Annotated in this window: 19 protein-coding genes and 2 pseudogenes; 13 read left to right on the plus strand and 8 right to left on the minus strand. The window is 40.2% G+C overall.

Going from position 1 to position 25,623, the window contains the following annotated elements; genetic code table 11:
- Positions 1-27 precede the first annotated feature (27 nt).
- The 3 genes from AOQ70_RS00435 (at position 28) to AOQ70_RS00445 (ending at position 5,015) form a co-directional block, all read left to right on the plus strand.
- Positions 28-4,065, plus strand: coding sequence for an isopeptide-forming domain-containing fimbrial protein (locus tag AOQ70_RS00435; RefSeq protein ID WP_059374426.1), 4,038 nt, complete (start codon positions 28-30; stop codon positions 4,063-4,065).
- Between the two features lie 6 nt (positions 4,066-4,071).
- Positions 4,072-4,632 carry a class D sortase gene (locus AOQ70_RS00440; protein WP_058837314.1) on the plus strand — a complete coding sequence of 187 codons (561 nt, stop codon included), beginning with the start codon at positions 4,072-4,074 and terminating at the stop codon, positions 4,630-4,632.
- A gap of 98 nt (positions 4,633-4,730) precedes the next feature.
- Entirely contained in the window at positions 4,731-5,015 is a 285-nt protein-coding gene (locus AOQ70_RS00445; RefSeq protein WP_039176465.1) for an AbrB/MazE/SpoVT family DNA-binding domain-containing protein, read from the plus strand.
- A gap of 40 nt (positions 5,016-5,055) precedes the next feature.
- Here the strand turns inward: AOQ70_RS00445 and AOQ70_RS00450 are convergent.
- From AOQ70_RS00450 to tcyA, 3 genes and pseudogenes are all read right to left on the minus strand, one after another.
- A pseudogene (locus AOQ70_RS00450) lies at positions 5,056-5,800 on the minus strand (amino acid ABC transporter ATP-binding protein).
- 12 nt (positions 5,801-5,812) lie between these two features.
- Positions 5,813-6,505, minus strand: coding sequence for an amino acid ABC transporter permease (locus AOQ70_RS00455; protein ID WP_024424286.1), 693 nt, complete (start codon positions 6,503-6,505; stop codon positions 5,813-5,815).
- Positions 6,492-7,306 (minus strand): annotated as a pseudogene (gene tcyA / locus AOQ70_RS00460) (cystine ABC transporter substrate-binding lipoprotein TcyA). Before tcyA ends, AOQ70_RS00455 begins: the two are co-directional and overlap by 14 nt.
- Before the next feature lie 314 nt (positions 7,307-7,620).
- Here tcyA and AOQ70_RS00465 point away from each other — a divergent pair.
- On the plus strand, positions 7,621-9,054 hold the full coding sequence (locus AOQ70_RS00465; protein WP_082700788.1) for an amino acid permease: 1,434 nt from the start codon (positions 7,621-7,623) through the stop codon (positions 9,052-9,054).
- Between the two features lie 104 nt (positions 9,055-9,158).
- Here the strand turns inward: AOQ70_RS00465 and AOQ70_RS00470 are convergent, their stop codons facing one another.
- The 4 genes from AOQ70_RS00470 to AOQ70_RS00485 all read right to left on the minus strand — a co-directional run bounded on the left by AOQ70_RS00470 (position 9,159) and on the right by AOQ70_RS00485 (position 13,457).
- Positions 9,159-10,712, minus strand: a complete 1,554-nt coding sequence (locus AOQ70_RS00470; protein ID WP_059374427.1) for an MFS transporter — start codon at positions 10,710-10,712, stop codon at positions 9,159-9,161.
- 84 nt (positions 10,713-10,796) lie between these two features.
- Entirely contained in the window at positions 10,797-11,651 is an 855-nt protein-coding gene (locus AOQ70_RS00475) for an SDR family oxidoreductase (RefSeq protein WP_156417725.1), read from the minus strand.
- Positions 11,652-11,674: 23 nt separating this feature from the next.
- A complete protein-coding gene (uxuA, locus tag AOQ70_RS00480) occupies positions 11,675-12,742 on the minus strand; it encodes a mannonate dehydratase (protein WP_039176484.1) in 1,068 nt (355 codons plus the stop codon).
- A 37-nt stretch (positions 12,743-12,779) separates the two neighbouring features.
- Positions 12,780-13,457, minus strand: coding sequence for a GntR family transcriptional regulator (locus AOQ70_RS00485; protein WP_059374431.1), 678 nt, complete (start codon positions 13,455-13,457; stop codon positions 12,780-12,782).
- 355 nt (positions 13,458-13,812) lie between these two features.
- Between AOQ70_RS00485 and AOQ70_RS00490 the strand changes: the two genes are divergently transcribed.
- The 3 genes from AOQ70_RS00490 to uxaC all read left to right on the plus strand — a co-directional run bounded on the left by AOQ70_RS00490 (position 13,813) and on the right by uxaC (position 17,669).
- The gene (locus AOQ70_RS00490) at positions 13,813-14,979 is read left to right on the plus strand and encodes a Gfo/Idh/MocA family protein (RefSeq protein ID WP_058837317.1); all 1,167 of its coding nucleotides are present in this window, start codon (positions 13,813-13,815) and stop codon (positions 14,977-14,979) included.
- 58 nt (positions 14,980-15,037) lie between these two features.
- Entirely contained in the window at positions 15,038-16,135 is a 1,098-nt protein-coding gene (locus AOQ70_RS00495) for a Gfo/Idh/MocA family protein (RefSeq protein ID WP_059374433.1), read from the plus strand.
- An 82-nt stretch (positions 16,136-16,217) separates the two neighbouring features.
- On the plus strand, positions 16,218-17,669 hold the full coding sequence (uxaC, locus tag AOQ70_RS00500) for a glucuronate isomerase (protein WP_058837318.1): 1,452 nt from the start codon (positions 16,218-16,220) through the stop codon (positions 17,667-17,669).
- Positions 17,670-17,740: 71 nt separating this feature from the next.
- Here the strand turns inward: uxaC and AOQ70_RS00505 are convergent, their stop codons facing one another.
- On the minus strand, positions 17,741-19,234 hold the full coding sequence (locus AOQ70_RS00505; protein WP_024425520.1) for a peptide MFS transporter: 1,494 nt from the start codon (positions 19,232-19,234) through the stop codon (positions 17,741-17,743).
- A gap of 263 nt (positions 19,235-19,497) precedes the next feature.
- On the opposite strand from AOQ70_RS00505, the gene AOQ70_RS00510 reads away from it, so the two are divergent.
- The 6 genes from AOQ70_RS00510 (at position 19,498) to AOQ70_RS00535 (ending at position 25,604) form a co-directional block, all read left to right on the plus strand.
- Positions 19,498-21,285, plus strand: coding sequence for a right-handed parallel beta-helix repeat-containing protein (locus AOQ70_RS00510; RefSeq protein ID WP_059374435.1), 1,788 nt, complete (start codon positions 19,498-19,500; stop codon positions 21,283-21,285).
- A gap of 198 nt (positions 21,286-21,483) precedes the next feature.
- The gene (locus tag AOQ70_RS00515) at positions 21,484-22,809 is read left to right on the plus strand and encodes an LLM class flavin-dependent oxidoreductase (protein ID WP_059374437.1); all 1,326 of its coding nucleotides are present in this window, start codon (positions 21,484-21,486) and stop codon (positions 22,807-22,809) included.
- A gap of 16 nt (positions 22,810-22,825) precedes the next feature.
- Complete coding sequence (locus AOQ70_RS00520) at positions 22,826-23,329, plus strand: GNAT family N-acetyltransferase (RefSeq protein WP_059374438.1); 504 nt, start codon at positions 22,826-22,828, stop codon at positions 23,327-23,329.
- Positions 23,330-23,351: 22 nt separating this feature from the next.
- Entirely contained in the window at positions 23,352-24,146 is a 795-nt protein-coding gene (locus AOQ70_RS00525; RefSeq protein ID WP_024427304.1) for an amino acid ABC transporter substrate-binding protein, read from the plus strand.
- Between the two features lie 24 nt (positions 24,147-24,170).
- Positions 24,171-24,845: an amino acid ABC transporter permease gene (locus AOQ70_RS00530; RefSeq protein ID WP_024427305.1), complete on the plus strand. Its 675-nt coding sequence runs from the start codon at positions 24,171-24,173 to the stop codon at positions 24,843-24,845.
- Positions 24,846-24,857: 12 nt separating this feature from the next.
- Positions 24,858-25,604, plus strand: coding sequence for an amino acid ABC transporter ATP-binding protein (locus tag AOQ70_RS00535; RefSeq protein WP_039176505.1), 747 nt, complete (start codon positions 24,858-24,860; stop codon positions 25,602-25,604).
- Positions 25,605-25,623 lie beyond the last annotated feature (19 nt).

Genomic DNA, 25,623 nt, shown 5'->3' on the forward strand with positions numbered 1-25,623 from the left:
AAAGCAAGAAAAAGGGGAGGTCAAAAAATGAATATATTGAAAAGAACAAGTCAGTTATTTCTTATATTAATGCTGATTGCTGGAAATTTATTAACAGTTTCACCGGTAGTGACGAAAGCCGCGGGGACGGTTGTTGTGAACAATACGGATTCCTATATGTTTGGGAGTAGACCGCTGGTTCTTCAGCAGCTTGATGGAAATAACCCAACAAACGTAAAAGCTAGTGTACAGGTGAAAGGAATCGATGTAGGTGCAGTGAATGGTGTTGCTGTAAGTGATCGAGAAAATGTTGTATATGCAACTGCAGATAATGTCGGTAGCCCTAGTCTATATAAAATAAATGCGACCTCAGGGCAGGCAGAGATCGTAACCAAATTACCTGAAGGTGCTACTAATGCCGTTGTGTATCAAGATAAATATATATATTCTTATGCTTCTAATGGTGAGTATTTCCTTGGAACGTACGATTTAGTTACGGGTAAAAAAACGGCCAAAAAAATCGTAGGCTATGAGATTGGGTCTGGCGTTGGCGGAGACCTTGTCGTTGATAAGGACGGTTATCTTTGGTTCGCATCCAATGGCAGTGGTGCCATTGCACAAATGAACCCTGATACAGCAGAGGTCATTCGTGTCATTCCAATTAAAAATGCGGATGGTAAAACGATTGACGGAGGCGTTCGGGGAATTAGCTTTTTGCCAAATGGACAAATGCTATTACAGTCAGGATTAAATGAATCCATTGGTCATTCCACTCTTTTTACACTTGATGCGAAAACATTAAGTACAACATATATGGGCACTGTAGGTGATACATTATCTTACGACCTAGCTTCACGTGTAAAACCAGAATTTGATCCATATCCACCAGAGCTTGAATCAGAAAAATCAGTTATCTTACAGAAAAAAGCAGAGGGCAACACAGATGAGAAGCATCCAGAAGTAGGCGATACCCTTCTTTATACAATTAGAGCCAAAAATACAGTACAATACGGCATTCTTAAAAATCTAATCATTTCAGATCAGCTTCCAAGCAGTTTAAGCTATGTTGCAGGCTCACTTAAGGTAGATGGTGCCAGTGTAACAGATGCAAAAGATCAAGACAAAGGTGATTATACAAACGGCACTGTTGCAGGACAAGTAGGTGACGTGAAAGATACCGATTGGCACACTGTGACATTTGAAGCGACAGTAGGAAAAGGTCAGGCAGGCAAGGATATTAAAAATACTGCCAATGTAAAAGGGGAGAACACACCACCAGGCAATCCAACAACAGATATAGAAATCTATCCTCGAGATCCAAAACTTGAATCAGAAAAATCGGCGGTCTTGCAGAAAAAAGCAGAGGGCAACACAGATGAGAAGCATCCAGAAGTAGGCGACACATTGCTTTATACCATCCAAGCCCGTAATGCTGTTGAAGATAGCTTCATTGAAGATCTTGTCATTTCTGATAATTTACCTCAAGGATTATCATATGTACCAAATTCACTTAAGGTAGATGGAAACCCAGTCACGGATACAAAAGATGATGACAACGGAGATATAACAGACGGCACTGTTACTGGAACGTTCGGTGAAGTGAAAGATGCGAAGTGGCATACAGTGACGTTCGAAGTGACGGTTAACAAAGGCCAGGCAGGCAAAGACATTCAAAATACAGCGAGTGTCACAGGCGGTAACACACCACCAGAGAAACCGACAACAAAAACAGAAATCTATCCTCGTGACCCGAAGCTAACATCAGAAAAATCAGCCGTCTTACAGAAAAAAGCAGAAGGTAACACAGATGAGAAGCATCCAGAGGTTGGTGACACTCTTCTTTATACAATTAAAACAAAGAATACGAAAGAAGACAGTCTCGTTGAAAACTTAGTGATCTCAGATGAACTGCCGGAAGGATTGGCGTATGTACCGAATTCACTACAGGTGGATGGAGATACAGTTACAGACGCAAAGGATGACGATAACGGAGACTTTACAAACGGAGCCATTTCAGGACAATTTGGCGACATTAAGGATACAGATTGGCATACGGTGACGTTTGAAGTGACGGTTGAAAAAGGACAATCAGGCAAAGATATTCAAAATACAGCCAATGTCACAGGGGGCAACACACCACCAGAGAAACCGACAACAAAAACAGAAATCTATCCGCGTGATCCAAAGCTTGAATCAGAAAAATCAGCGGTTTTACAGAAAAAAGCAGAAGGTAACAAAGATGAGAAACATCCAGAAGTAGGCGATACCCTTCTTTATACGATTAAAACAAAGAATACGATAGAAGACAGTTTGATTAAAGATTTAGTCATTTCAGACCAATTACCAAAAGGACTGAAGTATGTCACTGGATCCTTGCAAATTGATGGAGAATCCGTCACGGACGTAAAAGACGATGATAGCGGAGACTACACAGATGGAAAGGTTACAGGATCTTTTGGTGATGTGAAGGATACGGACTGGCACAACGTGACGTTTGAAGTAACAGTTGAAAAGGGACAGGCTGGTCAAGACATTCAAAACACAGCTAGCGTCACAGGCGAAAACACACCGCCAGAAGAGCCATCAACAGAAACAAAAATTTACCCTCGTGACCCAAAACTAACATCAGAAAAATCAGCGGGCATTCAGAAAAAGGCAGAGGGCAACACAGATAAAAAGATACCACAGGTCGGCGATACCCTTCTTTATACGATCAAAACAAAGAATCTTGAAGAAGACAGCATCGTCAACAATCTCGTGATTTCTGATGAATTACCAGAAGGTCTTCAATATGTCGAAGGTTCACTAAAAGTAGATGGACAAGCCGCAACAGATGCAAAAGATGACGATAACGGAGACTATACAAAAGGCACAGTAACCGGTCAATTTGGCGATATCAAAGATACGGACTGGCATACAGTGACCTTTGAAGCGAAAGTCGCAAAAGGCCAATCAGGTAAAAGCATTCAAAACACAGCGAAAGTAACAGGCGAAAACACGCCGCCAGAAGAGCCATCAACCGAAACAAAAATTGATCCAAGAGATCCAAAGCTTGAATCAGAAAAAACATCTGAAATCTCTCAAAAAGCAGAAGGCAATACAGATGAAAAACAAGTACAGACAGGCGACACGCTCCTTTACACCATCAAAACAAAAAATAGTGTAGAAGATAGTGTCATCAAAGATCTAGTCATCGCAGATAAACTGCCAGAAGGTCTTGAATATGTAGAAGGTTCACTAAAAGTGGATGGACAAGCCGCGACAGATGCAAAAGATGACGACAACGGAGACTACACAAAAGGCACAGTAACCGGTCAATTTGGCGTTATCAAAGATACAGACTGGCATACAGTGACCTTTGAAGCGAAAGTCGCAAAAGGCCAATCAGGTAAAAGCATTCAAAACACAGCGAAAGTAACAGGCGAAAACACGCCGCCAGAAGAGCCATCAACCGAAACAAAAATTGATCCAAGAGATCCAAAGCTTGAATCAGAAAAAACATCTGAAATCTCTCAAAAAGCAAAAGGCAATACAGATGAAAAACAAGTACAGGCAGGCGACACGCTCCTTTACACCATCAAAACAAAAAATAGTGTAGAAGATAGTGTCATCAAAGATCTAGTCATCGCAGATAAACTGCCAGAAGGTCTTGAATATGTCGAAGGGTCGTTAAAAGTAGATGGACAAGCGGCCACAGATGCAAAAGATGATGACAACGGGGAATTTACAAAAGGTACGGTGAGTGGTCAATTTGGCGATATCAAAGATACGGACTGGCATACAGTCACATTTAAGGCGAAGGTTGCCAAAGGATCTGAAGGGAAAACCATTCAAAATATCGCAGTCGTAAGTGGTGAGAATGTAGACGATCCAGATAACCCTGAAAACTCAACAACTGTAGAACCACCGCATAAGCCAGAGGTGCCAGCAAATCCAGATACGCCTTCTAGTTCAGAAACGGAGACACCTGGTCATCATCTTCCGAATACTGCAACTGCGATGTACAACCTTTTACTAGCAGGTTTTGCACTCGTATTAATAGGTGCAGCTCTTATCGTCTGGAACAGAAGAAAAAGAAACGGATAACCGGTCATGTTTCAAAAATTCATCTCAGCGATATTAATCATAGCAGGGCTTTGTCTTGCGATTGTAGGATATTTGAATATCGTTGATGGACAAAAAGAAGTAGATCAGTCATTTCAGTCTGCACAAGCAGCCATTCAGCAAAAGGGGAAAACAGATTCCCCTTTTGCGCCGCAGACTGGTGAAGCGATTGGGCTTTTGCACATCCCAAAGCTAAAAGCTGAGTTACCGATTGTAGAAGGAACAGATGCAGATGATTTAGCAAAAGGCGTTGGTCACTTTCACGAGAGTTATTTTCCAAACGAGCACGGACAAATCGTTCTATCAGGGCACCGTGATACGGTGTTTAGACGAACAGGAGAACTTGTGAAGGGAGATCAACTGATTATTGAGCTTTCATATGGACGTTTTGTCTATGAAATCGAGAAAACAAAGATAGTGAAGAAAGATGATCAAACAATTATTACGTTACAACAGGAAAAGGAAGAACTTATCCTCACCACATGTTACCCTTTTTCCTATATTGGTCCTGCACCAAACAGATATATCATATATGGGAAGCGTATTTAGTCACTGGAACAGCCTGCAGATTAACCGATTTGATCGCTTAATCCCTTCATATAGAGGGAATTGTCTATATCATATCTAGTGATGCAGGAGGGGGCAATTTGTTAAATAACGATTATGTTAAATATATAGATAAATTTGGGAGAATTGTTCTTCCGACAGAGATGAGAAAACGGTTGAACATTCATCCGCAAGATTTTATGGAGATTTATCGAGAAGAAGATCAAATAGTGATGAAGCCGTATTGGCAGGACAAACCTTGTATCGTAACAGGGCAAGTGACGTGTTCCAATAAGGTGCTATCTGGTGGTGTGGTCATCAGTCCAGAGGGAGCAAGGCTGCTCCTGCAAGATTTACTGGCGCTTCGCCTGCAAAAAGAGATATAAAAAAAGGCTGTCCTCACCACGTGAGAACAGCCTTTTTTCATCATACTGGATTCAAAATCCGGTTTAAGAATTGTTTTGTTCGTTCTTCCTTTGGTCGTTTGAAGATTTCTTCCGGAGGACCTTGTTCGACAATGACGCCGCCATCAATAAAAATCACTTCGTCTGCTACTTCTTGGGCAAACTTGATTTCATGTGTGACAACCGCCATGGTCCAGCCTTCCTTCGCTAGATCCTTCATGACCTTTAAAACTTCCCCGACAAGCTCAGGGTCAAGCGCAGAGGTTGGTTCATCAAAAAGCATAAGCTCTGGCTGAATGGCAAGTGCACGGGCAATCCCGACACGCTGCTTTTGACCGCCTGAGAGCTGAAATGGATACAGGTCTTTTTTATCCTCAAGACCGACCTTTTGCAAGAGCTGAATGGCTTCTTTTCGAACCATTTCCTTTGGACGGCGCTGCACCTGGACAGGACCTTCCATGACATTTTCAAGCACTGTACGGTGAGGAAACAGGTGATAATCCTGAAATACCATTCCTGATTTCCGGCGTAGCTTTAGCAGATCAGCTGATTTATTTTTTTTTCGAAAAATCAATCGAGAAATCATCGAAGGTAAAGGAGCCGCCATTTGGTATTTCAAGTGCATTTAAACAGCGAAGCATCGTTGTTTTCCCAGATCCAGATGGACCAAGAATGGCCACAACCTGCCCTTTGTTGATCGAAAAATCAATCGACTTTAAAATCTCATTTTCACCAAAGGATTTCTTGAGACCTTTGACTGTTAGCATGTCGTTCCCTCCTTACCTTGCGACATATCGATCAAGTCGTTTTTCAATTTGATGCTGAACGAGCGATAGAATAAAGCAGAATACCCAATAGATGAGGGCTGCTTCCATATAAATAAACAAGATCTGATCCAAGTTCGCCGCAGCAATTTCCTGTGATTTACGGAACATCTCTGCCACGAGAATCTGGGAGGCAAGGGATGTATCCTTCACCAAGCTAATGAATGAATTAGACAGCGGTGGAATCGATACACGCACAGCCTGCGGTAAAATCACGCGGACGAGCGTTTTGCGATGTGTCATCCCAATGGAATAACCTGCTTCCCATTGTCCTTTTGGAACAGACAGGACGGATGCACGGATAATTTCCGACGCATACGCACCTACGTTTAAAGAAAAAGCAATAATGGCACTTGGATATGGATCCAGTGTGATATTAAATGTCGGAAAGAAATAGAAAATAATAAACAATTGCACAAAAAGCGGCGTTCCGCGAACGGCCGACACATAGATGGAGAAAATCCATCTGAGGGCTTTAATTTTAGACATTCTCGCAAGAGCTGTCACAAGCGCGATAAAAATACCAATAATAAAGGCAATGATGGCGAGGGGAATTGTATAATAAATCCCCTGCATCACCATTGGCCAAAAAGATTGCTGAAGAAGATCCCAAGGAATGACGACTCCTAGGATGTTATTTTGTAACATCTTCACCAAACCATTTCTTAGAAATCTTAGCGAGTGTACCGTCTTTTTTCATTTCTTTTAATGCGCCATTCACTTTGTCAACGACTTCGCCGCTGCCTTTTCTGAATGCGAAATAAGTTTTTTGAGGATCTCCTGTTTCAAATGCAACTTTTAGGTTTTTGTTACCGCTTGTTTTCAAGTAATTCAATACAGCCAATTTGTCATTAAACGTCAGATCAGCACGTCCTTGCTGAATCAATTGAATGGATTGTGCTAGACCTTCAACGCCTTCGATCTTAGCACCAGCATCTGTTGCTAGTTTGTTGTAGTTACTTGTTAACGATTGTGCTGCTTTTTTGCCTTTAACATCAGATAGTTTCTTGATGTCGTTATTATCTGATTTTGTCACAACAATAGCTTGAGATGTCGTGTATTTATCAGAGAAATCGTATTGATTTTCACGGCCAGTTTTCCCAACTTGGTTCGCTACCACGTCAAAACGTTTTGCATTCAGTCCAGCAAACATACTGTCCCATTGTGTTTCTTTGAATTCTAGGTTTAGTCAAGGCGTTTTGCTACTTCAGTGATGACTTCTACATCGTAGCCAGTTAATTTATCTGTCTTTTTGTCATGGAAAGTGAAAGGAGCATAAGTACCCTCAGTTCCAATGGTTAATACACCTTTATCCTGAATGGATTTCCAAAGGTCTCCTGATTCCTTAGACCCAGATTGTTTATTCGCGTTGTCGCTTGCACCAGATCCACATGCCGTGATCAATGCAACACAAGCGCCTAAAATAATGGCAAAGAACATTTTTTTCATTTTATTCCCCACTTTTCTTGTTGGTATTTACAACATATGATCTTACAGAGAAGCAACCTAAAAGTAAAGCATTTGAAACTAGCTTGAGCGAATCTCACCAACTTTATGCCCGCAACCCATTTCTTTCAAACCTAAAAAGCCATTCAGTTTATTTGTGCGAACATTACTAAAATAAAGACTTTGAGACAGTGACCATAGAAGGAAGCATATTTATTATAAAAGATGTATAATTAGTAGGTTGTTTTGAAAATGGAATGAATCACATGGAGACATGTTTTAATAACAGAGCATCTTAGAAGAAGGAGGGCATCATTGTGGATGTTGGACGAAATCAGCCCGATCAATTGAAAAGGGCGATGACTTCCCGCCATTTATTTATGATTTCACTTGGCGGTGTCATTGGGACAGGCTTTTTCTTAGGAACGGGCTATACGATTGGACAAGCAGGGCCAGTCGGAGCTGTTCTTTCATATATTGTGGGCGGATTGATCATGTATTTAACCATGCTGTGTCTTGGGGAGCTGTCGGTTGCACTTCCTGTGTCGGGGTCGTTTCATACGTATGCGACGAAATTTGTCAGCCCGGCAGCGGGTTTTGCTGTCGGCTGGATTTATTGGCTCGGCTGGGCGGCAACGGTCGCCCTTGAGTTCTTATCAGCAGGACAGCTGATGAGGCGCTGGCTGCCGCAAGTAGATGTGTGGATTTGGTGTCTCATATTCGGACTCTGTCTTTTCTTATTAAATGCCCGGTCAGCGAAAGCGTTCGGGGAGTCGGAGTTTTTCTTTTCTACCATTAAGATTATTGCCATTTTACTCTTTATTGGCGTAGGCGGAGCGGCGATGTTTGGGTTTATTGATACAACGAGCGGTGAACCCGCCCCTTACTTCAGCCATTTTGTGAATGATGGGCTGTTTCCAAATGGCCTGCTGGCCGTTGTGGTCACGATGATTACGGTGAATTTTTCGTTTCAGGGAACAGAGCTGATCGGTATTGCGGCAGGAGAAAGTGAAAACCCCGAGAAAACCGTTCCTCGTTCGATTCATCAAACCGTATGGCGTACACTTGTCTTTTTCGTCTTATCTATTTTCGTCTTAGCCGGTATGGTGCCTTGGAAGGAAGCCAGTGTGCTGAAAAGTCCATTTGTTACTGTGTTTGAGAGAACGGGCATTCCTTTTGCGGCAGACATCATGAACTTTGTCATTATCATTGCTTTATTATCTGTTGCGAACTCTGGCTTGTATGCATCGACGAGAATGCTGTATTCCTTATCGAAGGAAGGAATGGCAGGAAAAGCATTTAGACGCGTCAATCAGCGCGGCATACCGATGAATGCCTTACTGCTCACGTTCCTGTTTACAGGGATTTCGCTGTTATCCGGGTTTTTTGCAGAGAAAACAGTATTTGCCTGGATTGTGTCCATTGCCGGAATGAGTGCCCAGACAGGCTGGATCACGATTACATTATCACAGCTTCTTTTCCGTAGAAAATATTTGAAAGCAGGCGGAAAACTGGAAAACTTAAAATTTAAAACGCCTCTTTATCCGGTGCTGCCAATCATTGCGATCACGCTGAATACCATCGTGTTGGTTAGCCTTGCCTTTGATCAAGAGCAGCGCATCGGGCTATATGTCGGCGTACCGCTCATGATCATTGGATATGTTGTCTACCATCGCTATGTGAAAAAGCATCAGGCACAAAGTGAGCCGCTGAAGCTGCAAATCCATGGAGATGACGAGATTCGGTTTTAAAACCAAAAAACACTAAATTTAAGAAATTTAAAAACACCTCTGATATCAATCTGAAGGTGTTTTTTTTTGAAGTGATTCTGGAAGTTCTCAACTAACAACAAAAGTTAGTTCATATCCTGCTGTTTAAAATCTTGTTGTTCAAAATTTTGGAGCTTATTCTGATATCCTACGTTATTATTACCCCAAAGCTTCTCGTAATCCCATCCTGTTAGCGCTTTCAAAACACTTCTTGTTTCATCATCAGCCTGTTCCATTGAACCATTATTCTTTAACCTATTAATTTCATTAATCATAATGGAATGAGTTTTCTTAGATAATTTAAATTTAAATGAAATAACTAAACTAATACCGACTAGCCCTACAGTTCCGAAAAACAGAATACCTACAATCCCATTTATTGCTGTCGTAGACTGTGTCGTCGCACTTGCAACGAATCCACTTTCCTGTAAAATAACTCCTACCAAGAATGTGGCTAAAGCTGTAGTACTCTTGCGTGTAAACGTCATAATACCTGCAAATATTCCTTCTCTTCTTTTACGAGTGACCATTTCATCTACATCAGGAATGAAAGTGTAAATATTCCATGGTATATAATATAATCCACTCTTTCCGATACCTAAGATAACAGAGAAAGCATACAGCGCTATAATCATATAAGTTGGTTGTGTGAAGTATAAAAATATATAACCACTGATACATGTAATAATAGCAATATAAGATATTTTCAAAGATGGCGCAGGACCTATTTTAATCACGAGCCAACCAAACAATATGGTACATACCATTTGAAGTAATGAACCAATAGATAATAAATCGGCTGCGAGCACTGCATCTTTATTTAAAGAAAACACAACAAAGTAGACAAAGACAGCGTTTAAAATATCCATGGCAGTAAACGAACAAATATACATCGTGAGGTGCTGACGGAAACTTCTAATTCTAAAAGTAGATGTTAAGTCAATGATGACTTTTTTTATGGATTCTATAGCAGGTACTTTTTCTACACCATCAGGTTCTATCATGTCTTCTTCTATTTTACGTTCCCATGTTGTTCTATGTGTAATTAATAATGCAGCCATAAAAATAAAGGTGAAGATAATTCCATTGTAAAGAAAAACTTGAGGTGAATCTTTTCCGAATATTTCGAATAATCTGCCTGGAATAAAGGTAGCTAAAAATGTTCCTAGTCCTGAATAGATTAATCTTATTGTTGAGAGCTTGGTCCGTGCATTAAAATCATTCGTCATTTCAGCTCCAAGTGTTTCAAATGGAATTAATACCATTGCTGCAAGGAATTCTAACAAAATATAAACCGTTAAATAGTACCAGTAATTCATATCAGAAATCCAAAGAAGAGAATATATAACCATCAAAGGGCTTCCAATTAGTAAAAAGAACCTGCGTCTTCCAAATTTTTTCCCAAGTTTTGTACGACCAAAATTGTCAGTGATATGGCCCATAATTGGGCTTGCTATCGCATCAATAATACGAGCAATTGCAATAATAGATCCTGCTTCAACAGGGGTAAGACCACAGTATGTAATAAAAAAATATAACATCCATGCGCCTATTATAGCGAATGCTCCCCCTCCAAATAAATCCATTGTTCCATAACCAATATAATTTTTGAGTGTTAGTTTCCTGTTCTCAGTCTGCATTCTTATTTCTCCTTTCCAAGCCTACTTATAAATTTAAAAAAACATATAAAATAAAGATGTATGACAAGGAAAAAAATAAAAATATTAAACACCTGAATACGCCATAAAACCTCCATCAACAGGAATGGTCACGCCGGTAACAAATGCTGACATATGATCATCAACAAGCCATAATAGAGTACCAAGAAGATCTTCTGGCGTACCAAACCTTCTCATTGGTGTGTTCGAAATAATCTTATGAGACCTCTCTGTATAATCTCCTTCTTCAGTTAGGAGAAGGTTTTTATTTTGTGAGGTTAAAAAGAAGCCCGGTGCAATGGCATTTACTCTAATTCCTGCCTCGGCCATATGAACAGCTAACCATTTGGTGAAATTTTCAATTGCTGCTTTTGCCGCGCTATAAGCAGGCACTTTGGTCATTGGAGAAGGGGCACTCATAGATGACATGTTGATGACAACTGCTCCCTTTTGATGAACCATATTTTTAGTGAAAATTTGTGTAGGAATAAAAGTCCCCATAAAATTTAAATCAAATACATTTTGTACACTATCTGTACTTAAATGAAAAAAAGTATTTACCTTAGGATTAGTAAGGTCTTCTGTTTGAAATATTTCATTGGTTGTATTTGCACTGGAGTGGTTACCACCAGCTCCATTTATCAATATTGTACAATTGCCTAATTCCTCTGTTACAATCTTCTCGGCTTGTTCAACACTCTCTTTATTCAGAACATCACATTTAATCGCAATCGCTTTCCCGCCCATAAGGTTAATTTCTTCGGCTACCTTTTCACCCTTTTCGACTGTTCTATTTAAAATGGCCACAGACACGCCATGTCTAGCAAGTTCCTTTGCCATGGCGCTGCAAAGTACGCCACTTCCTCCTGTTATGACAGCTACTTTACCAGCTAAATTTTTATTTTCTTGTATGTTTACCATGTAGCTTCCTCCTTTGCTTCTTTTCATACAGAATGTTTATTTTGTAAAGCATCCCAAGCTCCCCACAAATACATAATTCCAAGTGCTCTATCATAAAGACCATATCCAGGCCTGCATTGTTCATCCCAAATGTGTCTTCCATGATCGGGTCTACAATAACCTTTGAATCCGCTTTCATAATAAGCGTGTATAATAGCTGAAACATCTACTGATCCATCTTTTGATCGATGCGATGTTTCAACAAAGTCCCCGTTATCATATACACGTACATTTCTTATATGAGTAAATGGTATTCTATCAATAAATTCGTGAATCATAGAAACTAAATCATTTTCTAAGTTTGCTCCTAAAGATCCTGTACAGAGCGTTATACAATGATGTGGGCTATTATTTAGTTGTAAAATTTTTCTGATGTTTTTTTGGTTAGTTACTATTCGCGGTAGACCAAAGACAGGCCAAGGTGGATCGTCAGGATGAATAGCCATTTTAATATCATGAAGTTCTGCAATTGGAATAACCTGATCTAAAAAATATTTCAAGTTGTCCCATAAATCATCGTCTGTTACATTTCTGTAGGCTTCAAAAAGGTGGTGGAGGTGATTTAACCGCTCTGGTTCCCAACCTGGCATGGTTAAACTGGAGTTCTCACTAATTTTATTTACTAAGTCTTTCGGATCAATATCTTTAATTCGACTATGTTCATAAAATAGAGCTGTAGAGCCATCAGGAAGTGTTTTATTTAAGTCTGTACGGATCCAATCAAATACAGGCATAAAGTTATAACATATGACTTTAACACCGACCTTTGCTAGCTTCTGAATTGTTTTCTTATAATTTTCTATGTATCGATCTCTAGTTGGAAGTCCGAGCTTAATGTCTTCATGAACATTCACGCTTTCAACCACTTCAATATGAAGGTTATGTTTATCAGCTAATTTTTTCATTTCTACAATTCTTTCTAATGGCCACTCTTCTCCTGCGGGCACATCATGCAGTGCCCAAACAATTCCTTCCACTCCTGGAATCTGCTTTATTTGTTCCAGTGTGATTGTGTCGTTTCCTTCGCCAAACCATCTAAATGTCATCCTCATCTACCATCACCCCTAAAATATAAGTAACAACCTATTTTTATTTAAAATAATTTGGATATTCTTTCTTCAATAATTCTTTATCAACAAGTGCAATTTTCAAATGCTCTTCCATGATTGTTTCAGCTTTATCAGCATCTTGATCTTGTATAGCTTTGAAGATATTTACATGTTGAGAAAGAATATTATCCCAATTATAATCTGTTACTAGCCTTAACATGCGACTCCTATTAAAGTGTACATTCATCTGTTGAATAACTAACCATGTTTTTTCTTTTTTACACCGTTTGAAAATAGTTCTATGAAACTCCTCATCTAATTCAAACATTTTTTTATAATCTTTTTTCTTAACGCAAATTTTTTGCATACTTAAATTCATATCTAAATCATTAATCAACTCTTCAGAAGGTTCCTGACAGGCTAGTCTAATCACTGCCTTCTCGAGATGTTCTCGCATAAACCGTGCTTCCTCCACAAGGTTCAAATCAATTAAAGAAACAAATGTACCTCGTTGAGGGTAGATACTTAATAATCCTTCTTGAGATAATTTTAAAAAGCTTTCTCTTACAGGAGTTCGACTAACATTAAATTGAATGGATATTTCTTTTTCAGAAATATTTGTCCCAGGTGGAAGCTTCAGGCTTAATATTTGATCTTTTAGCATATTGTAAACTTGTTCCCTCGTAGAGAGGTTTTGGTTTTTAAAATCAATATTCATTATTCTAATCTCCTTTCTCTAACATACTACCATACAAGTGCATTAGAATGGTAGACACTAATTTAATTTTTCTGAATATTACCCTGTGAGCATTTATAACTCTTGATGATTCTAACTATGTAAGCCATGATCAATCATAAAAGTGAGGGATATTAAAAAGAAAATTCAAAAAACTATACAAAATTCAAAAAGATTGAGTTATAATGTTTTTGAGCTACCATACTAGTATAACTAGAATATTAATAGAACGAACGGTACTCTGATCTATCAGTTAGGTGAGTCATTAATTTTTTTGAAAGCGCTATCTCATTATTAGAAGTGAAAATTTATCTTCTTGCAGAAGGGAAAGATTGATATGACCAACATCGCAATTATAGGAACTGGATCTATTGCAACTGCCCATATCGAGGCTTATCTTGCAATGCCTGAAATCAGTAAAATTGTAGCTTTAGCTGATATTTATCCTGAAAAAGCAATGTCTGCAGCAACAAAATATAACCTAGAAGCACGAGTTGTCGCTAACTACCAAGAGTTATTGAATGATCCTACGATTGATGCCGTTTCCATTTGTACACCTCCTTATATGCACGCAACCATTGCCATCGATTTTCTTAAAGCAGGCAAACATGTCTTAGTAGAAAAACCTATGGCTTCTTCTCTAAAAGAATGTGACGAAATGATAAAAGCATCTATTGAAAGCCAAAAGCTTTTATCCGTTGTTGCTCAAAACAGGTTTATGACGCCCATTATGAGATTAAAACATGTCCTTGATCAAAACCTCATTGGAAAAATCGCTCATACTCAAGTTGATTCTTTTTGGTGGCGTGGTCATAGTTACTATGATTTATGGTGGCGCGGTACATGGGAAAAAGAAGGTGGAGGTTGTACACTTAATCATGCTGTCCATCATATTGATATGTTGCAATGGATGTTAGGATTGCCGACTGACATTTTTGCAGCAACTAGTAATACCTTGCATGATAATGCAGAGGTTGAAGACCTTTCTATTGCGGTACTTCGCTATGGAAATGGCAGCTTAGCACAAGTAACCAGTTCTGTTGTTCATCATGGAGAAGAACAACAACTGATTTTTCAAGGTGAAAAAGCTAGAGTATCTGTCCCATGGAAAGTAAATGCTCAAATAGCTAAAGAAAATGGGTTTCCTCAAGAGAAAAATGATGAGGATTTAGAAAATCGTATTCAGGAAGCTTTTAATCAGTATCCGGAATTGCTATTTGAAGGGCATAAAGGACAAATAAATAATTTTTTAATGGCTATCAAGGGTAACCAGAAGCTTTTAATTGATGGAACAGAAGGAAGAAAAACACTAGAACTTATTACAGCCATCTATAAATCTGCAAACCAAGGTGTTCATGTGAAGCTTCCTCTTTTAGCAGACGATCCTTTTTATACACGTGAAGGAATGCTTGCGAACGTTAAGCATTTTTATGAAAAACAAAGCAGTGTAGAAAATTTTTCAGACGATACGATAACCGTTGGAGGAAATTACGAGAAACTATGAGTCTAACGTTATTAAGTTATTAAAAATAAACTGGAAGCTTGCTAGAGGAGGAACAATCATGCAGAAAAGTGATGGAATGAATTATGCTCCTAAGGGAAAAAGTGCCCCTGTCGTTACAGAAGGACAATTCGTAATGGCAGCTATAGGTCTTGATCATGGACACATCTATGCAATGTGCAATGGATTAACTGAGGCTGGGGCTACATTAAAATGGGTTTATGATCATGATCAGAAAAAAGTACAAGAATTTTGTAAGGCTTATCCGGAGGTACAGGCAGCCAAAAGTGAGAAAGAAATTCTCGAAGATCCAGATGTAAGGCTCGTGGCAGGCGCAGCCATTACATCTAAACGCTGTGATTTAGGGCTGCGTGTTTTAGATCATGGTAAGCATTACTTTACGGATAAATCACCTTTTACAACGTTGGAACAATTGGAGCTTGCTCGTAAAAAAACAGCTGAAACGGGGCTTAAATGGGCTGTTTATTATAGTGAACGTTTGCACGTGGAAAGTGCCGTATTTGCTGGTCAACTGATTGAACAAGGAGCCATTGGAAAAGTGGTACAAGTTCTTGGAACTGGCCCACATCGTAGTAATGTAGAAAGCAGACCAAGCTGGTTTTTTGAAAAGGAGTATTATGGAGGTATTCTATGTGATATTGGTAGTCACCAAATTGAACAATTCCTTTACTATTCTGGCGCAAAAGATGCAAAAGTTGTACATAGTAAAGTGGGCAATTACAAACATCATCAGTATCCAGAATTGGAAGACTTCGGCGATGCTACTTTAATTGCGGATAATGGGGCTACAAACTATTTTAGAGTAGACTGGCTGACTCCTGATGGCCTTAGCACTTGGGGGGATGGGCGCACATTCATTCTTGGAACAGACGGGTATATTGAAATTCGCAAATACGTAGACATAGCAAGGGATAAAATAGGAGACCATTTATACTTAGTAAATCAACAGACAGAGCAACATTTTTCTCTAAATGGAGAAGTAGGTTTCCCTTACTTTGGTGAACTTATTTTAGATTGTTTAAACGATACTGAAAATGCTATGACTCAAGAGCATACTTTTAAAGCCGCAGAACTATGCTTAATTGCACAACGAGACGCAATCTATGTAAATACGGAGATTGAATTAAGTAAGATCTAAAAAAGTGAGGTGTTATTTTTGTTAATAACACCTTATTTCATTTAATTGAGATTTTCTAAACATAAGTATAGAGGTGACTATATTGTCTACATTCCTAAGCGAAGATATGATGCTTAATCACGAAAGTTCAAAAGTTCTTTATCATGATTACGCGAAAAATATGCCAATCTATGATTTTCATACGCATTTAATGGCTGATGACATTGCTGCTAACAAAAAATATGAAAATATGACTGATATTTGGCTTAATGGAGACCACTATAAATGGAGGGCTATGCGGTGGTTTGGTGTAGAAGAAAGATTGATCACGGGGAATGCAAGTGACAAGGAAAAATTCTTAGCTTGGGCCCAAACGGTTCCATATACAATAGGAAACCCTCTTTATCATTGGTCACATTTAGAATTAAGTCGTTATTTCAATATAAATGAGTTGTTCTCAGAAAAAAATGCACATAAAGTTTGGGATATCTGTAATGAGAGATTAAATGAAAGGAACATGTCCACAAATGGAATTTTAGAAAAATTTAATGTAAAAGTTGTATGTACGACTGATGATCCAATCGATACTTTAAAAATTCATCAAATCATACGTAAAGATGTAGGAATTACTACTAGGGTCCTACCTACATTTAGACCGGATCAAGCTTTAAATATTGAACAATCAAATTTTGTGAATTATATAGAAAAATTAGGTGAGTCAATCAACGGCGTTGTTTTAACATATGAAAACTTTATCGCTTCATTACATTCACGAATTGATTATTTTCACGCGAATGGATGCAGAATGTCTGATCATGGTTTTGAAATATTTCCATTTTCACCAGCTACTGAACAAGAAGTATCTTCTATATTTGTACGTGCGCTGCAAGGAAAAACACTATCCCAAGAGGATATCAATAAATTTAAAACAAACACTCTTCTTCACCTGAGTAAAAAATATCATTCTCTTCATTGGACCATGCAATTACACATAGGTGCTTTAAGGAATAATAACACACGAATGTTCAAGTTAACGGGAAAAGATAGTGGGTACGACTCTATGTCTGACTTCCACCTAGCAAGACATTTAAATGGTTTTTTGAATGAATTAGACAAAGATAACCTTTTACCTAAAACCATTATCTATAATTTAAATCCCGTTCATAATGCGATTGTGGCCTCTACTATAGGGAATTTTCAATCTTCTGATGCCAGAGCAAAAATTCAATTTGGATCTGGGTGGTGGTTTAATGATCAAAAAGACGGCATGCTAGATCAAATGAAAACATTATCTAATATAGGTTTGCTTAGCACTTTCGTAGGTATGCTTACAGACTCCAGAAGCTTTTTATCGTTCCCTCGCCATGAATATTTCAGAAGAATTTTATGTAATTTATTTGGGACTTGGATAGAAAATGGTGAGCTTCCAAGGGATTACGAATTTATAGGAAAAATAGTCAAAGATATTTGTTATCACAATGCCGTGAATTATTTTAACATCGAAATAAATGAGACAGTACCAATGAAAACGAATGAATCATGCAGTAAGATATAAAATTTCTATATGAAGACTGATCATCAATAAAGTGAAAAACTGGACATGATGTACTCATGTCCAGTTTTTTATTAATGAACGCCTTTCATCGCTTTCTTAATCACTGGTGTCAGTAATAGCATTACAACGCATAAAACGATGGCCAGCAATCCGATGATACCGAAATAGACGGTTTCTGGCACTTTATCAAACAGTTTGACTACTTGCGCATTGATCGCCTGTGCCATCGCATTTGAAAGGAACCAAAGGCTCATCGTTTGCGCTGAGAAGGCAGCAGGTGCCAGCTTTGTTGTCGCTGACAGTCCAACTGGTGATAAGCAGAGCTCTCCGATCACAACGAGGAAGAAGCTCAGAACGAGCCATAATGGGCTCACAAGTGTGTTCGGACCGGACATGTATGCAGGAATGATCATGATGATGAAGGATAACCCCGCAAACAGAAGGCCGAGTGAGAATTTAATCGGGGTAGACGGCTGTTTCTTCCCAAGTCTGACCCATAACCAAGCAAACACTGGAGACAGCAGCACAATAAAGATTGGGTTCAATGATTGGAACCATGAAGACGCTAGTGTCATCCCAAGAAAATTCAAGTTTGTTCGTTGATCTGCATATGTCGCTAAAATGTTTGAGCCTTGTTCTTGAATCGCCCAGAACATCACGGCAGCAAGGAACAATGGAATATAAGCGAGAACCCTGGATTGCTCCACTGCACTCGTCTTTTTACTGAAATACATGACAATGAAATAAACAATCGGAATGAGTACACCAAGGGCACTGACAAACCAAGTGAATAGATTAATTGTGAGTGCGCCTGTTTGAATGCCAATGACAGCAAAAACTGCGAGCAAAATCACAACCAATGATCCGTAAATTTTGAAGTTCTTACGCTCGGCAGCTGATAATGGATTTGTCACATAAGTGCCGGCAAGACCAAGGTTCGGTTTTTTTGTGACCACAAATGTAATGAGTCCAACAAGCATCCCAACGGCAGCGAGTGAGAACCCGAGGTGGAAATTCACTTTTTGACCGAGTGTTCCGACAATTAATGGGGAGATAAAGCCACCCATGTTGATCCCCATGTAGAAAATACTAAATCCAGAGTCCCTGCGCGGGTCTGTTTTTGTATACAGGTCGCCAACAATGTTTGAAACGTTTGGCTTAAGAAGACCTGTCCCAATAATAATCAGTCCCATACTAATAAAGAGCGCTGTTGCTCCGCTTGGCAAAGCCAAAATCACGTGGCCAAGCATAATGAAAACTCCGCCATAAAACACCGTACTGGACGAACCAAATACCCGGTCGGCGAGCCATCCGCCAATAACTCCTGACATATAGACAAGCGCACCGTAGACCGACATGATCGAATTGGCTGTCGTCTGGTCAAAGCCTAGACCGCCTTTTGTCACCTCTGTGTACATATAATAAATAAGCAGTGCACGCATGCCATAATAGGAGAAACGCTCCCAAAATTCAGTGAAAAACAGTGTGTAAAGTCCTTTAGGATGTCCAAAAAACCCTTTTTGAGGAACACTTTTAACAATTTTATCGTGGTCAATTGTAGACATGGCATAGATCCTTTCTTAAAAAAAGAGATATGAGAAAAATGATATTCTTGTATAGTTCTTGTGTCAATATAAAACTATTCTAAAACAGGAAAATGTTAGTTCAATAGGCTTAAAGGCTCAAAAAATTGAAAAATTCATTGAAGTAAAAATTATCGGAAAGTTATTCCGGAAGAATTTATTTAAAATTTGAATCAATGTACAAGCAAACCTTTACCACATGCATAGAATGACGAGAGAACATGTGTGAAAAGGAGTGATTTAGGTTGGGGGAATTGAATGAAGCTGATCTAAAAAAACCTGTTGTCAATGTACTAGATTTTGGCGTGATTGCTGACGGGAAAACGGATTGCACAGCCAAGCTCAATGAATGTTTAGAATGGACAAAAGCACAAGGGTATTCCCATGTCTGGCTGCCGAGCGGCACATATTTAATAGATGCGGTGTACAGAGGTGATTCATTTTTTCCTTTCCGAGGTGCAGGTATACGGGTGCCAAGTCATATATGCATTGAGATGGCTTCAGACGCTGTGATAAAGGTAAAACCAAATGATTCATGGGGGTATGCAGCCTTTTATATAGGAAAGGTTCAGAATGTGACCATCCGAGGCGGACGTATTGAAGGGGATCGTCATGAGCATGTATACAAGCCGCTACCCTCTGAACGAAAAACCCATGAATGGGGCTTTGGGGTGTGCATTGAAGGTGCCTCCCATGTCGAGGTGAATCATGTCCAAATAAAAAATTGTACGGGAGACGGCATTATTGTCAGTCCCCATGGTTTATTGACAGAGGGGGAACCGTACTCGCCTGCTGCATCTATTGATATTTCCGGCTGCACCATCACCGATTCGAGACGCAACAATATTTCGATTACAGGCTGTGATGGGGTCATTGTGGAGGACTGTCTCTTGGAAAGAGCAGGAGTAAATGGGGTCGAGCCGAGAATGGGCATTGATATTGAAGGCTATGGAGAAAATGCCGTTAATATGGAAGAACCGCTGAATATTCAGATTCGAAACAACATCGTCAGAGGAGGTGCTGCAAGCTCCATCTATAACTTTAATGGCTATGGTGTGATCATTGAAGGCAACCATACAGATAGCAGTATCTCCTATGGCTTCTCCACCGAAACGATCATTGCCAACAATATGATTCGTGCAGTGGGAGGAGGTGTTACAAAAGCAGGGATTACGAGCTTAGGCGTCTCACTTGGTCAAACGGAAAACAATGTGATTATTATTGGCAATATGATTGAGGGGTTTGAAAAAGGGATTGATGTGAGGGGAGACAGTGTTCACATTACAGGTAATAAAATTAGTCTTTTTGAAGATGCGGCTGTGTCCGTTTATATGGCGAATCGTATTCTAATAGAAGGAAACCATATTGAATCAGGAACGAGTACCGGAAAAAGGAGCGCCTCCCTGCGTATCTATCAATCGGATAGTGTCGTCTTTTCAAACAATACGGTCTATTCTGTTATCGATGCGGCCGTGGTGAGAGGAACGAATATCCTTATTCAGCACAATCAATTCAAAGAATTCAGCAGAGGAATCTGGGTGCAGGAAGGGGAAACAGGGATCAACGGCAACCACTTTATTCAAGAAGGACACCCGGAGCTAGATTCTTCCTATACGATCAGTGTCACCGAAAATGCAAAGGCTTTCATCTGGCAGAATCGCTTTAAAAACTATCAAAACTACGCTGTATACAGTAGCACGACAGGGGCATTAGAAATTAAAGACAATTCCTTTGAAGAAACATCCTTATATGTGGTGATGTATATTAAAAATGGTTCACCACAAATTGGAGATAACCGCTTCTATTTAAATCGATCGATCGGACAGCCGACAGCGATCTTTATTGACCAGGCTTCCTCAGCTCGTGTGCTGCGCAATAACATCATCAATCTATCTCCTCAAAAAGCGATTGCCGTCCGCACCGCAAGTTCCACTCATTCTGTCATCGCTCACAACATGCTGGAACGCAGTCAATTGTTGACACATACCACAGACCGGCTCATCGGAAATATTGAGATTGATACGCCATCATGAGCGTTTGAAATCCCTTATTTTGGAGGTTCAGAAGGCGGTTGACAATCCTGTAAAAAGGGCATATAGTAATAATTATTTTTCATTTTTCGCAACATTTGCCCTTTTTTTATTAATAAAACCGATTAATTCAATCAGAAAAATGTATCTTCTAAGGACTTCAGTTTGATACATGTAGGATATAGAAAGGATGAAGAACAAGTGTCACAGCCGAAAAGGAAGCTCAAGCTAGGCGTATTCATCGCAGGAACTGGACATCACGTTGCCTCTTGGAGACATCCGAATGCAGTACCAGACGCAGCCATGAACCTAGATTATTTTAAACAATTAGCGAAAAAGGCAGAGGAAGGAAAGCTGGATTTGCTCTTTTTAGCTGACAGTTTATCCATTAATCAAACCTCTCATCCGAACGTATTAACGAGATTTGAACCGCTCACGCTGCTTTCATCGATTGCTGAGTCTACTTCAACGATTGGTTTAGCAGCAACAGCTTCCACTACATACAGTGAGCCTTTCCATATTGCAAGACAGTTTGCCTCCCTTGATCATTTATCAGGCGGAAGAGCGGCATGGAATGTGGTCACTTCTTCTATTGAAGAAACAGCGAAAAATTTTAGCGGAGAAGAGCATTTAGCACACCATAAACGTTATGAACGGGCAGAAGAGTTCGTTGAAGTCGTTAAAGGTCTCTGGGATTCTTGGGAGGAAGACGCCCTTATCAGAAACAAGGAAACAGGAGAATTCTTCGAATCTAGTAAGCTTCATGAGCTCCAGCATAAAGGTGAGTTCTTCTCAGTCAGGGGGCCTCTCAACGTATCACGCACGCCGCAAGGGCAGCCCGTGATCATTCAAGCAGGATCTTCCGAAGATGGTAAAAAGCTTGCAGCAAAAACAGCAGAGCTCATTTTCACTGCACAAAACGATCTCGAAAAAGCGAAGGAATTTTATCAAAGCTTGAAGGGGAAAGTAGAGGCTGCTGGCCGTGCTAGAGAGGACGTCAGCATCATGCCGGGTATCTTCCCGATCATTGCTGAGACAGAGGAAGAAGCCCGAGCAAAATATGAAGAATTACAGGAGTTGATTGTTCCTGAGATTGGACTGAGCATTCTGCAAAATTACTTAGGCGGGATTGATCTGTCTCAGTATCCGTTAGACGGACCGCTTCCAGAGATTGATCCGAGCACGTCAAATGCGGTGAAAAGCCGTTTTGATCTCGTGATGAATATGGCGAGAAAGGATAACCTGACCATTCGCCAGCTCTATCAATCAGTTGCCGGCTCACGCGGTCATAATATTTTCATTGGAACGCCGAAGCAGCTGGCAGACGTGATGGAAACATGGCTGAATGAAGAAGCAGCAGACGGCTTTAATGTGATGCCGCCGCTCTTGCCAGAAGGACTGGATGTGTTTGTAGACCGCGTCGTCCCAATCCTTCAGGAACGAGGCTTATTCAAAACCGATTACACAGGACAAACCTTACGAGAAAATCTCGGACTAACAGAGCCAAAAAATCGCTACACGACATAAGGTGAGGTGACTAACGTTGGGATACACGTTTCGTCTGGCAACAGAGGCAGATATAGAGGCGCTGCTTGAACTAACAACAAGAGCCTATGAGCCAATTCGTGAGCTCGGCATCCAGTTCCAAGCAGCACATGCCGATTTCGCTCTCGTTCAGAATAATGTACAAAAGAATCTTTGCTATGTGATGGAAGAGAACGGAAAGCTTCTATCCACCTTATCACTCCGTATGCCTTGGGGAGAGCAGCCAGGACCGTTCGGCGTCCCTCACATCTGGTGGTTTGCCTCAGAACCAGCCGCCAAAAAAGGGACAGGCTCTGCCTTGCTGGAATGGGTTGAAACCGAAGTACTAAGGGATACACTAAAGGTACCGTACGTGTCACTCGGTACAGCTGATAAGCACCCGTGGCTCGTAGAAATGTATGAGCGCAAAGGCTATGTCAGAGCAGGAGAAAAGGATTTAGGCAAAGGTCATATCACGGTTTATTTTAAAAAACAATTAAGATCAGATATCACACAACCATAAGACGAAAGAAGGGTTTTCGAACATGAAAAACAAAAAGTGGCTAGTCGTTCTTTTTGCAGCAATGCTAGCAGTTTTAGCAGCTTGCGGCGGCAATAATCAGAGTGAAGGCAAAGACGAAAAAGTATTAAAAGTAGGTGCTACTGGACAAAGCTATCCTTTTGCTTATAAAGACAATGGCAAGCTCGTCGGATTCGATGTTGAAGTAACAGAAGCCATTGCGAAAAAGCTTGGTTACAAACTAGACTGGCAGCTGAGCGAATTCAGCGGACTAATGGGACAGCTGACATCTGGTAAGCTCGATACGGTGTCAAACCAAGTTGCCATTACAGACGAGCGTAAACAAACATTTAACTTTACAGATACGTACGCATACGCAGGAACACAAATCATCGTAAAAAAAGACAACAACGACATCAAAGGTCTTGATGATTTAAAAGGAAAAACAGTGGCGGCGGTTCTTGGCTCTAACCATGCTAAAAACTTAGAGAGCAAAGACCCAGATAAGAAAATTAAGATTAAAACATATGAAACGCAAGACGGCGTATTAAATGAAGTGGCAAATGGCCGCGTAGATGCTTATGTCAACGGCCGCAGTGTATTACTTGCTCAAATTGAAAAAACAGGTCTGCCGCTGAAAATCGTAGGCAACCCAATTGTGTATGAAGAAGTAGGCTACCCATTTGCGAAAGATAAAAAGCATGACAAACTAAGAGAAGAATTTAACAAAGCCATCAAAGAATTAAGAGAAGACGGGACACTTAAGAAATTGTCTGAGAAATATTTCAAAGACGATGTCACAGTGCCAATTAAAAAATAACAACAGCGGCGGTGAAGAGCAGACATGAACAAAATTGATTGGCAGTATATGGTGACGGTTTTTCCGACACTGCTTCAATACTTGCCGATAACGATCTTCATGGCGATTGTCTCCATGGTATTTGCCATTATCATTGGTGTGGTATTCGCTCTTATTACAAAAAACCGGATACCTGTTTTATACCAATTTGCCAAGCTGTATATTTCTTTCTTCAGAGCGGTTCCAACCTTGGTTCAGCTCTTTCTCATTTATTTTGGTCTCCCGCAGCTATTCCCTGCGATGACCTCAATGGATGCTTTAACAGCGGTCATTATCGGATTAAGTATTAAAAACTCAGCATACTTAGCAGAAATTTTCAGAGCGGCTCTGAACTCAGTGGATGAAGGGCAGCTTGAGGCATGCTTATCTGTCGGTATGACAAGATGGCAGTCTTACGTCAGAATTATTTTCCCGCAGGCCATCAGAAATGCGATTCCAGCGACGGGGAATACCTTTATTGGTCTTTTAAAAGAAACATCTCTTGCCTTTACGATTGGTGTGGCAGAAATGTTTGCACAAGGGAAGATGATTGCATCGGCGAACTATAAATACTTTGAAACCTATTTAGCCGTAGGGATTGTGTATTGGGTGATGACCATCATTTATAGCTTCCTGCAAGACCTATTTGAACGAAAAATCAGCAAACCTTACCGGAATTAAGGAGGTGTGGACATGATCAAGCTCACCAATTTGAAGAAATCATTCGGCGACCTTGTCGTCTTAGACGGAATCAATCTCGACGTGCAAAAAGGGCAGGTTGTGGCCATTATCGGACCTTCTGGCTCCGGTAAATCCACTTTGCTGCGCTGCTTAAATTTATTAGAAACACCAGATGAAGGCACGATTGAAATTGGCGATGCGAAGCTCGATGCGTCTAAATATTCACGTAAAGAAGCCCATCACCTGCGTCAACAAACGGCCATGGTGTTTCAAAACTATAATTTATTTAAAAACAAGACAGCACTGCAAAACATTACAGAATCATTGCTTGTGACGAAAAAAATGACAAAGCAGCAGGCGAATGAAATCGGTATGAAACTGCTGAAGCAGGTAGGGCTAGAGCAAAAGGCTGACAGCTATCCAGTCACATTATCTGGGGGACAGCAGCAGCGGATTGGGATTGCCCGCGCGTTAGCGGTTGATCCACATGCGATTTTGCTGGATGAACCAACGTCAGCGCTTGATCCAGAGCTTGTTTCAGGTGTGCTTCAAGTCATTAAATCCATTGCGATTCAAGAAACAACGATGATCATCGTTACACATGAAATGGCGTTTGCAAGAGAAGTGGCAGACCATGTGATTTTCATGGCAGATGGTCATATTATTGAGCAGGGCACGCCAACTGAGTTATTTGATGAAACGAAGAATGAACGGACGAAACGATTTATCCAAAAAGAAGCAGCGGCTGAAGAAGCATAAGCTGCTTTTTATTCTTTAG

Origin of the sequence: Bacillus sp. AM 13(2015) (assembly GCF_001518755.1) — a bacterium.
GTDB classification, from domain to species: Bacteria; Bacillota; Bacilli; order Bacillales; family Bacillaceae; genus Bacillus; species Bacillus safensis.